Consider the following 14,882-nt stretch of genomic DNA (forward strand, 5'->3'; position numbering starts at 1 on the left):
TTCTATACTTTCCATTCGTAGTTTAACCAATCTTTATTTTCTTTTGCCCCAAGGCGTTTGTAGAATTTTTGTCCGGCGTCGTTCCAGGGTGCAACCGTCCATTTTATCTGTGAGCAATTGTTTCTTTGAGCTTCGGCTTTCAAAGCATTCATAAGCTGTTCGCCAATTTTCCGACCGCGGAAACGTTCATCCACATAAAGCTCTTTCATATAGATTGCAGGTTTATTTTGTGCCGTGTAGGGAAGAAAATAATACACCAGTATTCCTGCAATTTTGCCTTCATTTTCAGCAATTAAACAATAAAAATCGGGTGGACTTTTTCTAAATCCGGATTCTTTTACAATCTCAGGGGTAATTTCAAAACTGTCGATGTAATTTTCGAAAACCGCCAGCTGCTCCATCAAAACCCAGACTTTTTCACTGTCGGATTCTATTGCTTTTCTTATGATAATATCTGTACTCAACTCAATCCATTTATTGCTGCAAAATTAGCGCGTAGATTAATGCGGAAAAATGCTATTTTTTGATTATTTGATCTGATTTTTGCATTAAAAAATTGAACGCAAAGCTCATGAATAATTCCTTTTTATTATAGGGAGGCAACGTGAGGCGACTTTGTCGCTGATGAAGCGGTATGCTTATACGCACGCTTCAACGAATCAACAAAGTTGATTCTGTTCTTTGCTCCCTTACAAATCAGCAGTTTCAAAAATGAAAGCTTTGCGTCAGAAAAAATATCATCACACATCATTATAATTACAGATCATGCTTGGGATTATTTTTTGATGAAAAGATTAAACGCAAAGTATATGAGTAATTCCGCCTTATTGTAAGGAGGCAAAGTGAGGCGACTTCGCCGCTGATGAAGCGGTATGCTTATCCGCACGCTTCAACGAATCAACAAAGTTGATTCTGTTCTTTGCTCTCTTACCATCAACAGTTTCAAAAAAGAAAGCTTTGCGTCAGAAAAAATATCATCAGCACATCATTATAATTACAGATCATGCTTGGGATTATTTTTTGATGAAAAGATTAAACGCAAAGTGTATGAGTAATTCCGCCTTATTCTAAGGAGGCAACGTGAGGCGACTTTGTCGCTGATGAAGCGGTATGCTTATCCGCACGCTTCAACGAATCAACAAAGTTGATTCTGTTCTTTGCTCTCTTACCATCAACAGTTTCAAAAATGAAAACTTCGCGTTAAACAAAACGTTATCAGGGCATTATCATAAATCATGCTTGGAATTATCTTTTGATGAAAAGATTAAACGCAAAGTATATGAGTAATTCGGTCTTATTGTAAGGAGGCAAAGTGAGGCGACTTTGTCGCTGATGAAGCGGTATGCTTATCCACACGCTTCAACGAATCAACAAAGTTGATTCTGTTCTTTGCTCTCTTACAAATCAGCAGTTTCAAAAATGAAAGCTTTGCGTCTGAAAAACACCTCATCAGTACATTAATTATCTGAATCAATAATGTATACAAACCCTCTTATCCTCAATGAGTGTCAGCCGTTTTCTTTTCTCTCCTTCTTTGAATGATAAGGTGCGCAGCATCCAGCATTTTAACCGTATGAATGTAGGGCATCACAATATTCCTTTCCGGTAGATGTTCATAAACACCCATGGAGAAATAAACGATTCCGGACATAAAATAATCAAACTCCCTGATGTTGTATGCTCTGAATGCTTTTTTGAAAACCAGCAGCGGATTCCGGTATTCCTTCTCCGAAAGCAAGCCAAGAACCCACGGGGAAATCTTCTCCGGTTGGGTATCTACAATCCATTTTCTTTCCTTTAGCATGAGGAGATATCCTGCCCGGATTAACGACCTCATCGATTGATGAAACCGGAAGATCACTGCCGGATCTTCATGGATCCAGCTATTTCTCTTTACAGCATAGTTCACTAAGCTGCTGAGCATTTCTTTGGAATCATCCAGCTCATTGAAATGGAAGAAAGTTTCCATCAGCTGTAGCCCAGAGTGCTTATTGTTTGCCCGAAAGCGGGTATCGAAATGTGTTTTTATTTTTTTCATGAGATTGTATTTTTAGAATGTATGAAACCACCAGCCTACCGATGTACGCTGAGTTGTATGGTAAATAATGAATAGAAATAAAATCTGTGTTCCCGTGAAAGCCCTGAAGCCGCAATGGATTGTACACTCCATTGTATCGTATCATGATACTTTATGTGGTGAAGCGGCTTAGAAAAAAATGATTGTAGAAAGCAGAACTGCATGAAATAAAAACGGCATGGGACTCTACAATATCTAAACTGAGGTACTGGTATACCTTGCACACAGATAAGAGAGCCCACGCCTAGGTCGTGAGCTTCCTGCTTATCATCTCGTGTGTTAAAAATTACCAGTTTTCAGTTTGAGATTCTAAGCAATAGCTTCTATTATTCTTTGAAGTATCGCAAAGCTACTTTATTGTAGCTTATTGTACAAATGTAATATTTTTTTTGAAACTGTGACATATTTGTCAATGAAAATTTTGACAAATATGTCACTTTTATTTAATGGAATATATTGAAGATAAATATTTTATTGCAATAGCAAACTATCTGAAAGCATTTATTGATGAGAAGGGAATTGATATTGCAGATTTAGCTGCCGCTGCTAATGTTGATAGAAAACAAATTTATAGATTAATAAATAAGGAAAATATACCTAAATTATCTACTCTAGTAAGAATATTACTAGCTGCCGGACTAGAGCCTTCAATACTTTTCTCAATCAAGTTTGATTTCGAAGCATATATGAAAGAAAATAATATTCTGAAGGCTATTCCTAAAAGGAAGAAAATCAATTAATTTTAACTAGTTTCTATCAAATCTATATCACTTTCCACCTTTAATACTTTTATAGAATTTCTATGTTTAAGCATTTTAAAATATATTTCAGAAAGTTCTTTATCAAAATTTTCAGTTAAGCAAGACTCTAGTTTATTAAAAATTGCATCACACATAGCATATTTAAGTAAGAAAACATCCCAATTAAACATTTTTAACCAATTAATATTTAACTTTTCAATATCAAATATTTGAGGTGAATTTAAAAATTTATATCTCTCTTCTACAATACTTTTTTCATCAATATCAGCTTTTGGCATAATACCTTTTTCTATAAGAAAGTAATATTGAGCTATATAAAAGTCAATTCCATTCTTTTTAAAAGAATAATTTTGATTATTCAATCCAAGATATTCTTTGATTTTGTTTTTATATATTTCTTTTGTTTTGTTATCTATTAATATTTTCTCTCGTAAAGCAGAGAAATAAAACTCAACATAATCATTATTCTCTAAAAATATTTTTAATTTTTCTTTGAATTTTATTCTTGTTTGTTTATTTAAGTAAAGATAGAATTGATCAAATGTTGATTCTCGATCATCAAATTCAAACAAATCTATATTAAAGCTTTCATTAAGATATCGTTTATCCTTTTGTTTAAGCGCATCATTAATCATAAGATATTCATCGTTAAAAATATTATTTTCAGTTAGAATATTTAACAATTCAATTAAAATCTCACTATCAACTAATTTATATTTGTTTTTAACCACATATTTAATATTACTTTCGTCCAATAAATAATTCACATCTTGATATCTAATAAAATTATTTATATGTTTAAAAAGTTCAGTAAGCTGTTCAGAATTAAAATTAAAATTTGCGATTACCAAACAAATATTGTTGAACATTTTCCTTTGTCTCTTTCTAAAATTATTATTTTTAAGTGTATAAGAATGGAAAATATTATTTCTAGTTAACTCTTTTGAAAAGTCGTTTTCTTGATCGACTGGAGATTTTAAAAAATTTAGAATCCAATTGAAAACATAATCTATATTTTCTTCACCGATCTTTATATTTGTTAATTTTCTTTCTTGGATCAGTTTGTGAATTTCTTTCCATTCTGCCTTTTCAATTAAAAGCCTGAACAATAAAGAATCAAAATGTTCTAAATGAGATAAACCAAATATTTTTTGATCCTCATTTAGATCTAGTGTTCCCATATAGTAAGCTAAAATAAAAGTATTTAACGATTTTTTGAATGAATATTCTATTAAAGAAAAACTATTTCCTAAGATAAAGTTATCATTTAAAAAGCCATACAAAGTAGCTGTAGTATTATAAAGATTATTTACACTGCTATCACTTCTAAAACCACCATTTTCAATTCTTCTTAAGTTCTCTGGAATATTAGCAAATTCCTGATCGATAGCATTACATTGTTTTTGTATAAAAATTCCATTTTTTATTTCTTTAAGAAAGAAATAAACATCTTCATCAACAAAATATTTAACTCTTGTCAATTCTTCTTCTAAGTCAATATTTCCTGCTTCTTCAAAAATATCTTGTAATTCTTTAAACTCATATCCATCACCAAAAAAGCTATTCATTATTTGACGCCCTAACATCTTCATATTGTATTTAGCTAAAAAGCTAACTTCCATTACTTTTAATTGATTTGCTTTAACCTCAATTTGCTTAAATGAATTATAAGATTTGTAATAATCACATATTCTATAATGGCTATAACTATATACTAAATCCTCCCATAAGGTTGTTTGATTTGTTATTTCGTATTTATTCATCTTATTGATTGCAGTAGAAAAGTCATAAGCATCAAGCGAACAATTAATACAATCACAAGAATCATTTAAATTCAATTTAGAAATCAAATCAATATTTTTAGAAACTTTTTTTGTCCTATTTTCATTTAACACTAAATAATTAAACCCTGAATACACTAATCGCGTAAGGCAAAAGTTTATGTTATCTAATGTTTCTTTATCATATCCAGCATCTTGATATCCTTCATACTTTTCAAAAAACTCATACAATTGTTTATTTTCTGTAATTAAATACTGTCCATTATAATTTCTATTTGATTCCCAATTTGCATTTTTATTTATAGGATATAAATTTGAAATAATGTATTTAGGTAGACGCCGGAAGTAATAAAATTTTTTTATTGACTTATAAAGCTCATTAATTAATATTTTATCAGTGTTTATATTTGTAAGTGAATTTCTATATAAGTTGATATTAAACTCAGTAGATATATATTTTATTAAAGAATAAACTTTTTTTCCGGTAGGCAACAAATCATTTATATCCTTTCCAGTTATTAATTCTTTATCAAACTTTATTATATTGACACCAAGATTTTCATAATAGTTAATTTCAGATTCAGAAATCTCTTCATTATGATTTAATAAATAAGCACGTTGATGATGTTTCTTTAAAATATATTGAATGTCTTTTATTAATATTTTAAGGTTTACGTCCCCAACTCTGTATCCAATAAACAAAATAATCTTATTGCTAAATAAGGATTTTATAAATATTTCTTTTAAAGTATGTTTCTTACTAAAGTTTAAATAATCATCTTCCTTGAAAACTATATTATGATTTTCAAAATCTCCATGATATTTAATTAGTAAATTTTTAAACTTTGCATATGGTAAATCAATATCTTTTGAGACTATTGAATAAGGCAAACCTTTTAATTTAATTACTTCCTCGAAACAATTATCATAGTTTGTCGTTATTATATGTTGAGGTTTTAAGTCAAATATTGCTTCATGTAGTTCATTATATCTTTGAAAGCCCTTATATATAAGTTTTTTTAAGATTTCATTGTATTCTTTCTCTCCCTTTTCATTGTATAACATCTGAGCAATTTTTAATGCATCAGTCTCATAAGTGCTTTCATTAAGGTATTTTTTCACTTCGTCAATAAGCTCACCCCATAAGGGAATCCCTGAATCTTTAGAAACTCCTGCTCCTGCAAATACTACTAATTGATCATTGTTTATTGCCTCTTTAATTAAGGATACATCATTCTGAAATTTACTTTGCATTATTATTAGTTTTTAAAAAAAGATTTGATGAAACTAATGTAGTGAATTGAAATGAATAATAATACTGTTAATAACCAATTTCAAATGTACTGTAACCCCAATTTACCTGACTTTCGAGCAAGCAGAAGGATCAAGTTTTAAATAATACGGTTTTCCGTAATGCAAGAGATTTAACTTACTTTAAATTTAGTGTGTTAAATAAATTTATAATGGAAACAATTAAAGCAATTAAGCCTGGCCCAAAGCCTAACAAACCTGACGGAACTCCAGACAGAAGACGAAGAGTTACACCAGAAGAAAGACCAAAACACCCGGAATTAAAACCTCACAAACACAAACCTGGAGATTCAAAATAATCTTAGAATTATTACAAATGTCTCTTAAAGTCTCAGCACTGCTGGGATTTTTTGATTGCCGGGAACAGTAAGTTTAGCAATAATTTTATGTAGCTATGAGAGAAATACTGAAATCAAGTAACAAAAAGTCAAAAAATTATCCTATACATTTATGACACTTAAAGAAATTGAAAAAGCTATACAAGAAAATGAAAAGCTCTATGAGGAAAAGGTCATTAATAACAATGATTATATTGAAAAATTATTTGAACTATTAAAGGAATTAGATGAATATAAATATAGACTAGAAAATATTCATCTAGAGTTTTTTAAAAATATAAAGAATTGGCTTAGAAAAAAAATTAACAAAAAAGAATAACCTGCTCAACAGAAATCAAAAACAAAAAAAATCCCAGCTTTTGTTGGGATTTTTAAGTAAAGGATATCTTATATTATTTAACCATCCAAAAACACATCTTAATGTATATTGTCCTTCGTTGTTTTCCATACAAATAATAACTTAACCAATCCTACAAAGAACAATATTGTAAATATGAGTATGTAAATGAAAGTACTGGGATAAATTTGTGTTTTAAACATGTCTCATAAAATAAAGTGGATAATTAAGAACATGATTCTCTTCAAAAACCTGGAATCCGGATTTTCGGTAAAAAACTACATTTTCATGGGCAGTAGTTTCTAGTATGATTGTTTTTCCTTTATAATATTCTAAAGTTTCTCTCAATAATACAGTTCCTGTACCTTTTCCTTGTTGTGAGGGTCTTGTCCCCATCAACCATAGGTGAATATAATCGGAACTGCTATGGTTCATTTTTAATACCTCTTCTCTTTTTAAAACTTTTAAAATATTCGTAATTCCTATTACATTTATTGCTAACTGGATTTCTAAAAACAATCTTTTTATACTAAAATTCTTGCGATGAATGTATAGTATTACTGAATTCATTTCCTCATTTATAAATACTTTTCCAAACATCATGGCCATTCTGAACTGATATTTGAAAAGTCCTCTTAGTTTATTCTTCCTATTTTTCCCTTTTCCTACAATAAAATTGATTGAATTATCAATCATAATGTTTTCAAAGCTTTCAGTCAAAATTTCGACTATAATTTTCTCGTGTGTGTTATTGGCGTTAATCATATTTAGTGGAATAATAGCTCTGTATCACAAGGGGAACCTCCATTGTTCGTAATAATAGTAGTAGTCTATAGCATATCAGCATCAGCTTCCATAGCCACAGATCCTGCAAAAATTGATTTTAGATCACTTAATTTTTTCCCTTTAAGGATTCTAAGGTTATGGGAATCGGATAAAACTTTTATCCGGTTCAATTTCCGGCAGAACAGGGAGAGCCCGCTAGAAAACTCGGATTTTAGATAATTGGACATACATCGGTTTCGCCTATTTGTATTGTAGATTCTTCCTTTAATTCGTATTCAATTTTAAGAATTTCAAAGATAATATAAAATGAAACTTTACCCATGGTATAAAGCATATCCTATGGATATTTTACTGCATCTGACAGCTCAATAGGGTTATTATTATTTTTTATAAACTTTTGTTTGAATTCAGTAAGTTGCTTAAAGTTAGGGGTTACTAGTCTTCCTGACTCATCTACAACCTTCATTACTGCTTTTCCTGCTTTGAGTTCCTTATAAGGATCATTATAATAATCCAAATAAAGTTTGTTTAATTGTTTTTGAGTAACCGGAATGAAATCGTTGTCCATATTAACTTCTCCATTATCTTTTTTAAGTTCCGTCATTGTAAAAATATAATTATCTCCTGAATCTCTCATGTCTACTATAAGACCCGGCAAAGAGTTAAAAACATAAGGTCCTTCCTGAAAAGGAATTTCTTTAGCAAACCAAGCTGTCCAGTCTCTCCCCTTATAATGTAAAGTAGCTTTCTGGCAGTTTACATTATCAATATTTTTTGTTTCTTCTGTAATTTTCCAATTTAATTTAGGCCAGTCTTCTTTCAGAGAGTACCTGTCCAATCCAATTATATAATATTTATCTATTTTATTTTCTTTTTTGTTTTTTGTTATCAAAAAATCAAAATCCGTAGCTTTTGTTCGAACATCTACATTACGAAGAGCTAACGAATCTATATGATACAAATCGTAAGAGTAAAACTTCGAAATTTCATCTTTGACATCTAATAGCATCTTTTTATTTACTGATTCATTTTTTGTTGAATCTATTTTGTACGTCATCTGATAATAAATTCTAAATGTCTGTCCATGAAAAGCGGTAAAGCAGGATAAAATAAAAAGGAAAGTTAAAATGTTTTTTTTCATAAAACTTTTTAATTAAGAGGTTCTACATATCCATCCCATAATAAATTATTATTTTCAAAGAACATATCATTAATTTCTTTGTTAAACATTTTATAGCCGGGATCTTTGGGATAGTTAGGATTATTTATTGCTACAAACCTGATCACTCCGCCATCTACTTTTTTGAATAAATCAAAAACCTGAAATTTTTCGAAAGGGTAACGAGCAAGGACTTGGTTTAGGTCTTCTTTATGTGGTATTTCAGAATATCTTTTTTTCACTTCTTCAATAGAAACTCCTTTATAATAAAAGGCTAAAATATTTGAAAATGTAGGCTGATAAGTATACATAAATAAAAACTGCTCTGTATAATTTTTAGGAATACTATGATATAGTAATCTTTTCATTTCTGAAGAAGTGAAATATATATACTGTTTTTTCACTTTGTTATATACATAATCCCCATAAGTATAAAAATCTAATTGATTTTTGCCTTGATCAAAGTATAGTTTAAACTTCCAGCATGACTGCTTGTCAGATTCTACTCTTTGCTCTTTCAAAAAATAATAATGTTGACAACCCGTTAAGCAGAATAAAGATAATATACTTATATGTTTAATCAATCCATTCATTGGTGTGAATATTGTAATTACAATTTACGAAATATCCTTCTCTTTCCGGGATATATTCTGGGATAAAGCTTGCAGTACAGACATATCTTAATTCACAATCTTTACATGGGTTAATTTTATCTCTATTTAGAACCCATAAAGTAAAGAGTATCTTATAAAAAAGTATCATATATTTGATAGATACCAGCTCTACTCTACGATTTTGCGCCTTCCCTTGTTCAGAACTATTATCTGCTATCGGATTTTTGCTGCCGAAGCCTTTTGACCTGAAATACGTTTAAAGTAAACAATCTTATTGACTCCCCCAAACCTGTAATATTTTGCGAAGCATAGAACTCCTGTCAATCTGTAATCTATATATAATATAACAAACACTCAACTTAATCGTTTTTTTGACTATACTTGTATCATTAAAAAATGATTATCCCTGTGAAAATTGCAATACCGTTTCGCTTTAGCTTATTGATGATCCTTACTACATCTGCTTTTACCCTAATCCCGGCACAATCAACCGCTGTTCTTCCGATAAAGAAAATAGATAACGATACGCTTTTAGTGGCTTATAAGAAATCTATTGATGATGTTTCACATGGGTTGTATCTGGATGCTTCATTCGGGATGCTCAAAAGATTGCATGTAGAAAGTGTGGATCAGCTTGATGATCCCGATGTGGTGGATCAATGGGCACAGGTGATGTCTGCAATGACCGGAATACCCACATTCAATAAGGCTAAAAGTTCGGACTTCCACGTACCCAAAGAACAGATTGCGAACCTGCGTTTATCTAAAGGGGCTAATGCCATCGATGAAATAGTAAAGCGTGCCCATCATACCCGTATCGTTATTCTGAATGAGAATCACCTGGATCCTCGTGGGCGTGCTTTCGGACTTGAAGTGGCTCAAGCTTTACAACCACTTGGCTATACCATTCTTGCTATGGAAGCTTTGAGACCGTATGCAGATGATCAGGAAGAACGCCGCAAAATGGATCAGCTGTCGGCAGATGGAGTCGTGAGAGGCGCAGGTGATTTCTATAGTGGTTATTATTTTGATGATCCCATTTTCGCTGATTTCGTAAGACAATCGCTGGCAATGGGTTATCATCCGGTATCTTACGAGACAGCCGGCCGCGGATATACGGCTCAGGAGCGCGAAGAGAAACAGGCAGACAATCTTATTCGCCGTGCTCTGCAGTCTTTTCCGGAAGCCAAAATTCTTATGTATGTCGGCGAGCGCCACGCCGCTGAAGGACCTATTCTCAACGAAGAAAAACCTTATCTGAAAATGGCCGCTATTCTTAAAGCTAAAACCGGCATAGACCCTCTGACAATTGATCAGGCCGGACTATCCCCTATCCCAATGAACAGACCTGACGTTGACCTATACAAAATTGCCTCATTAAAGGCTCCGAAAACATCAGTCATTTTATTGAATCAGGGTAAACCTTTAACTACGGGCCTTTTATCCGGAGCTGTAGATTTACAGGTCGTTCATCCGCCGGTTAAACTTATCAATGGACGCCCAGAATGGCTAGTAAAGATGAGCAGACATTCCATTTCCGTTCCTCAGAACCTCCTGCCGGAATCAGGTATAAGACTCATTCAGGCTTTCGTTGCAGATTCACCGGCAGACGCCCGTCCTATCGATCAGGTATTAATCATGTCCGGTAAAAAACCACCTGTTTTAATGCTGCCTGACCTCAAGGTTCGTTATGCCACTCATGATTTTCCGAATCAGATAAAAACTTCGGATCAATAGGTGTCAATTTGTATGCAGCTCTTCGGCTTCCAACATCTTTGTTCATCATAGCAACCAGCATTTGTAACTTTCCTTATCATTCATTTAAATAAGGTCTGCAGGCTTTGCTTTTAACAATAGACTTTTGCATTCGGTGGTTTGGAAAAGCTCCAGTCCTTCCTGCCACCATTTCGTCATCTCCTCTTTATCAAATATAAATGAATGGGTGGTAAGTATCCTGTTGATAAAAAAGAAATTGATGTGTACATTGGTGGTTGCCGCTTCCAACTGTGAAATAATAAGATCGTCACTGGCAATCTGATTCAGCATAAAATCTGTGGTACGGGCAAAAACATCCAATACATTCTGAAGAGGTGGATTATTGTATGACGTTTTTTCCAGCCGCAATACAATGGTATCTATGGATGATGCTCCTTTTTCCAGGGCGTGCTGTAAAGGGATAAGGTTTCCAAAGCCTCCGTCAGCATATTCATTTCCGTTCTTTTGACATAAGCTCATCAAAGGAACCATATTGGACGAAGCCCAGATCCAGTCACAGAAATCCTCATAACGGTGTTCATTAGAAGACTTATACTCTATTTGCTGCGTTGTCAGGTTGGCTACCGTGACTACAATTTCTTTTTTCAGTTCTTTTATTTTTTCAAAATCCTGCTTGGTAAAGCTATTACGGATAAGATTTCTGAGATTGGTACTATCTCCTAATGTCTTTTGTCTTTTTATAAACTGTCTGATAATCCCCAGATGGTTGATCCCTACTTTTACTTCACCGTTCTTCTTCGTTATTTTAAACGGACAAACCGTAAAAATATCGGACTGCTCGATGGTGGTATACAACTTTTTAATTCTTTGGATATCTCCAAGAGCCAGAAAAGGAATCAGAAGACTTCCGGTTGAAGTTCCTACAAAGAGTTCATAGTCGTTTTTATTATGTTCTATAAGATGTTCCGCTACCCCGCCTGCAAAAGCCCCTTTGCTCCCTCCTCCTGAAATGACCAATGCTTTCATAATTGTTTAAAAATTAACGTGGTACTAATGTAACAATAAATCAAATATGTGAGTCATAATACATTCAACCCAATACAAGACTGAACACAGCAAAGCATACGTTCACCTGACTGTTCCATGTATGGAAAATAAATCCCCACTCCGAAGTCTCCTGACTATGGAACAAGTATAACGGGAATCATCTTATTTACCGGCTCAAAGTCAGAAGACTTAGCGCAGCGGATAATTCATCATAATATCTATAGAACCACAAAAATGGATAAAATAACGGGCAGGTGATTTCTGGATAAGCAGATAGAAATGGGTAGAAAATATAAATGATTCATAAAATTTGAGGGATTATAGATGAAAAAATAATAATCTACAATATTTGAAAAATGATTATTAACAATCCTATTTCTTTATTCCTTATATCTTATTTTTACAAAAAGATTACATGGATAAATTAAGTTTTCTGGAAGTTATTGCTGCGATTACTGCTTTTGTATCGTTATTGCTTGCAGTATTTTTGTTAACAGTAAAAACAGAAAGAAAACTTGAAAACAGATTATTTGCGGCTTTCCTTATCATAAATGCCATTGACATCAGCGGACTTTTTATGCATCTTTTTGTAGAGAGTTATAATCTGAAAGCTTTCAAGATATCTGCCTACTTATTGGTAATGCCTCTTTTCTATCTGTACGTAAATGCAGTTTGCTATTCGGATTTCACTTTAAAAAGAAAACATTTACTGCATCTTATTCCCTTTATTGCTGCCAATTTAATTTTAGTACCAAGGCTTTATCTTGCAGAAGGTACTGCTAAAGAAGATTTCTTTACAACAATGTGGAACTCTCCGGAAATGTTTTTTTATCAGGGAATCGGGGAACTGCAATATTTCTTTTATATCATTGCTGTATTTCTTATCCTAAAAAAATATAAAGAGATTTATCTTGAAAACTATACCAATCCAAACACTTTATTATACAAATGGCTGTCTCAGCTTACCATGATTTTCTTAGTCATTCATGTATGTATTATTTTTAAGAACATCGTAAGATACACACAGCATAGAGATCTGTTTATCTGGCTGAATATTATTGCAGGAACAGTGTCTTTATTGTCCGCGTGCTGGTTTATTTTAAAGGCTTTAAATCATCCTGAACTTTTCCGAAGAATTGATTCTACCCTACAGCCGACAAAAGATTTTGCTGAAACGCTGGAAACTGAAAATAAAACGGATGATGCCAAAAGCCTTCAGATCGAACAGCTTAAAAAATTCATGGTTGAAAAAGAACCTTTTTTAGAACCTTCATTAACGATTCAGGAATTGGCAGATCAGGTGAACATTCCTGTTCGCGAGTTGTCTGTCCTCATTAATCAGCACATCAATCAGCACTTTTTTGACTTTGTGAATGAATACCGCATAAAAAAAGCAATGACCCTTCTGAAAGATCCCACGAAAAAAAAATATACCGTGTTAGAAATTTTATATGAAGTAGGTTTCAATTCAAAATCTTCTTTTCACACCTCATTTAAAAAATATACGAATCAAACTCCAACAGAATTCAGAAACAATTGATAATTAATAAATTGCCAATAATCGGACATTGAATTGCAGATAGTCGGACTCATTTTAATCAATAAAATGAGTCCGACTTTTTTACATGGACTCTTTTAAGGATTCCTTACAGGATATTTGCATCAGATTATCAATCTCAAATTAAAATTCTGACCATGAAATATGTAACCCTTATTTTGTTTTTTGCCCTACTTGGTTGTAAAAGTACTCATCCCATCCATCAACAAAAGATTGAAAATGCGATTACAAAAAATGCACTTCAGCTATTAGAGGACAAAAGATTTCATTCTGTTTCTGTTGCCGTGCTTAAAGACGGAAAATCTACCATAAAACATTTTGGAGAGCTAACAATTGGAAAAGGAAACAAACCCAACGATTCTACTCTTTATGAATTAGCTTCTGTAACGAAAACCTTTACAGGATATATAGCCGCAAAAGCCGTTCTTGATCAAAAACTCAATGTAGAGGATGATATCAGAATCTATCTTAATGGGTCTTATCCTAATTTAGAATATAAAGGTGAACCTATCAAAATCAAACACCTCATCACCCATACAAGCGGCTTTCCTAATTTCCCGATAAGAAGTGAAAATAAAAAGGCTTTTTTGGAAGGATTAAAACTCATCAAAATCGAAACGAAACCTGGAGAAAAATATTTCTATTCAAACACAGCTCCAGAGTTGACAGCTTACATCCTTGAAAAAGTGTATCAAAAACCTTATGAGGAACTAGTCTCTGAATTTATTTTGAAACCCAATAAAATGAACCAGACGAAGTTTACCCTCAGTAAAGATGACAAAACAAGATTGGTGAAAGGTTATAATGATAAAAACGAGTTAATGCCCAATTTCAACAGAACATTATGGGGTGGAATTTCAGGCTTACATTCTACGACTACGGATCTGGTGAAGTACATGAAATTGCAGCTTGACCCGTCAAATCCTATTGTCAAAGAATCTCATCAAAAACTGTATAAAGAAGGTTCTGATTTTTGGGAAGGTTATCATTGGTATATTATAGAAAATGATCATCAATTAATCTACAGACATCACGGCGGGATATATGGGATGCAGAATTGGTTTGTGATTTATCCTAAAAAGAATATGGGAATATCCATATTGACAAACACCAGCTTTAATGAAACGGGAGAAATCTTAGAAAAATTGGTGGATAACCTGTATGACTCCATCAATGAAAACCAGGAATAAAACCAATCACAGCATTTTTGGGGAAAACATAAAGTTTATGAATAATTCCCACTCTCCGAAGTCTTCCAGCTCTGGAATAATTTTAAAGAAAATAATCTTATTTTCATGAGTTCAAAGTCGGGAGATTTCGCGCAACAGAGGAAAATACGATGAGAAACATTTTTAAAAATTGAAACTCAATAAAAAAATAAAGCAGAACACATTCTA

The 14,882-nt window shown here is 32.5% G+C and carries 13 protein-coding genes; 6 read left to right on the top strand and 7 right to left on the bottom strand.

The annotated features are described in order from the left end of the window. Positions 1-2 precede the first annotated feature (2 nt). The gene (locus JO178_RS18770; protein WP_291939072.1) at positions 3-464 is read right to left on the bottom strand and encodes a GNAT family N-acetyltransferase; all 462 of its coding nucleotides are present in this window, start codon (positions 462-464) and stop codon (positions 3-5) included. 1,034 nt (positions 465-1,498) lie between these two features. Then, positions 1,499-2,038, bottom strand: a complete 540-nt coding sequence (locus JO178_RS18775; protein ID WP_291939075.1) for a hypothetical protein — start codon at positions 2,036-2,038, stop codon at positions 1,499-1,501. Positions 2,039-2,523: 485 nt separating this feature from the next. On the opposite strand from JO178_RS18775, the gene JO178_RS18780 reads away from it, so the two are divergent. After that, the gene (locus JO178_RS18780) at positions 2,524-2,817 is read left to right on the top strand and encodes a helix-turn-helix domain-containing protein (RefSeq protein WP_291939078.1); all 294 of its coding nucleotides are present in this window, start codon (positions 2,524-2,526) and stop codon (positions 2,815-2,817) included. Between the two features lie 2 nt (positions 2,818-2,819). Here JO178_RS18780 and JO178_RS18785 read toward each other — a convergent pair whose 3' ends face one another. After that, positions 2,820-5,873, bottom strand: a complete 3,054-nt coding sequence (locus tag JO178_RS18785) for an SIR2 family protein (protein ID WP_291939081.1) — start codon at positions 5,871-5,873, stop codon at positions 2,820-2,822. Positions 5,874-6,082: 209 nt separating this feature from the next. Here JO178_RS18785 and JO178_RS18790 point away from each other — a divergent pair, with 209 nt between their 5' ends. Together JO178_RS18790 and JO178_RS18795 are read left to right on the top strand one after the other, a co-directional pair. Further along, positions 6,083-6,229, top strand: coding sequence for a hypothetical protein (locus JO178_RS18790; RefSeq protein ID WP_291939084.1), 147 nt, complete (start codon positions 6,083-6,085; stop codon positions 6,227-6,229). Between the two features lie 151 nt (positions 6,230-6,380). Then, positions 6,381-6,587: a hypothetical protein gene (locus tag JO178_RS18795; RefSeq protein WP_291939087.1), complete on the top strand. Its 207-nt coding sequence runs from the start codon at positions 6,381-6,383 to the stop codon at positions 6,585-6,587. A gap of 213 nt (positions 6,588-6,800) precedes the next feature. Here the strand turns inward: JO178_RS18795 and JO178_RS18800 are convergent, their stop codons facing one another. From JO178_RS18800 to JO178_RS18810, 3 genes are all read right to left on the bottom strand, one after another. Beyond that, a complete protein-coding gene (locus tag JO178_RS18800; protein ID WP_291939090.1) occupies positions 6,801-7,370 on the bottom strand; it encodes a GNAT family N-acetyltransferase in 570 nt (189 codons plus the stop codon). Between the two features lie 358 nt (positions 7,371-7,728). Then, on the bottom strand, positions 7,729-8,532 hold the full coding sequence (locus JO178_RS18805; protein ID WP_291939094.1) for a GLPGLI family protein: 804 nt from the start codon (positions 8,530-8,532) through the stop codon (positions 7,729-7,731). 8 nt (positions 8,533-8,540) lie between these two features. Beyond that, complete coding sequence (locus JO178_RS18810; RefSeq protein ID WP_291939097.1) at positions 8,541-9,143, bottom strand: hypothetical protein; 603 nt, start codon at positions 9,141-9,143, stop codon at positions 8,541-8,543. A gap of 429 nt (positions 9,144-9,572) precedes the next feature. Here JO178_RS18810 and JO178_RS18815 point away from each other — a divergent pair, with 429 nt between their 5' ends. Next, positions 9,573-10,901, top strand: coding sequence for a hypothetical protein (locus tag JO178_RS18815; protein ID WP_291939099.1), 1,329 nt, complete (start codon positions 9,573-9,575; stop codon positions 10,899-10,901). An 84-nt stretch (positions 10,902-10,985) separates the two neighbouring features. Here the strand turns inward: JO178_RS18815 and JO178_RS18820 are convergent, their stop codons facing one another. Beyond that, the gene (locus JO178_RS18820; protein WP_291939102.1) at positions 10,986-11,906 is read right to left on the bottom strand and encodes a patatin-like phospholipase family protein; all 921 of its coding nucleotides are present in this window, start codon (positions 11,904-11,906) and stop codon (positions 10,986-10,988) included. Positions 11,907-12,342: 436 nt separating this feature from the next. Between JO178_RS18820 and JO178_RS18825 the strand changes: the two genes are divergently transcribed. Continuing rightward, entirely contained in the window at positions 12,343-13,467 is a 1,125-nt protein-coding gene (locus tag JO178_RS18825) for a helix-turn-helix transcriptional regulator (protein ID WP_291939105.1), read from the top strand. 155 nt (positions 13,468-13,622) lie between these two features. After that, positions 13,623-14,675: a serine hydrolase domain-containing protein gene (locus tag JO178_RS18830; RefSeq protein WP_291939107.1), complete on the top strand. Its 1,053-nt coding sequence runs from the start codon at positions 13,623-13,625 to the stop codon at positions 14,673-14,675. The last annotated feature ends 207 nt before the right edge of the window (positions 14,676-14,882 follow it).

Source organism: Chryseobacterium sp. (genome assembly GCF_019236175.1).
GTDB lineage: Bacteria > Bacteroidota > Bacteroidia > Flavobacteriales > Weeksellaceae > Chryseobacterium.

What these genes read in the sequence shown, in the direction of transcription:
- JO178_RS18775 (WP_291939075.1), bottom strand. Translation starts at nt 2,038, where the DNA reads ATGAAAAAAATAAAAACACATTTCGATACCCGCTTTCGGGCAAACAAT.
- JO178_RS18780 (WP_291939078.1), top strand. Translation starts at nt 2,524, where the DNA reads ATGGAATATATTGAAGATAAATATTTTATTGCAATAGCAAACTATCTG.
- JO178_RS18785 (WP_291939081.1), bottom strand. Translation starts at nt 5,873, where the DNA reads ATGCAAAGTAAATTTCAGAATGATGTATCCTTAATTAAAGAGGCAATA.
- JO178_RS18790 (WP_291939084.1), top strand. Translation starts at nt 6,083, where the DNA reads ATGGAAACAATTAAAGCAATTAAGCCTGGCCCAAAGCCTAACAAACCT.
- JO178_RS18795 (WP_291939087.1), top strand. Translation starts at nt 6,381, where the DNA reads ATGACACTTAAAGAAATTGAAAAAGCTATACAAGAAAATGAAAAGCTC.
- JO178_RS18800 (WP_291939090.1), bottom strand. Translation starts at nt 7,370, where the DNA reads ATGATTAACGCCAATAACACACACGAGAAAATTATAGTCGAAATTTTG.
- JO178_RS18805 (WP_291939094.1), bottom strand. Translation starts at nt 8,532, where the DNA reads ATGAAAAAAAACATTTTAACTTTCCTTTTTATTTTATCCTGCTTTACC.
- JO178_RS18810 (WP_291939097.1), bottom strand. Translation starts at nt 9,143, where the DNA reads ATGAATGGATTGATTAAACATATAAGTATATTATCTTTATTCTGCTTA.
- JO178_RS18820 (WP_291939102.1), bottom strand. Translation starts at nt 11,906, where the DNA reads ATGAAAGCATTGGTCATTTCAGGAGGAGGGAGCAAAGGGGCTTTTGCA.
- JO178_RS18825 (WP_291939105.1), top strand. Translation starts at nt 12,343, where the DNA reads ATGGATAAATTAAGTTTTCTGGAAGTTATTGCTGCGATTACTGCTTTT.
- JO178_RS18830 (WP_291939107.1), top strand. Translation starts at nt 13,623, where the DNA reads ATGAAATATGTAACCCTTATTTTGTTTTTTGCCCTACTTGGTTGTAAA.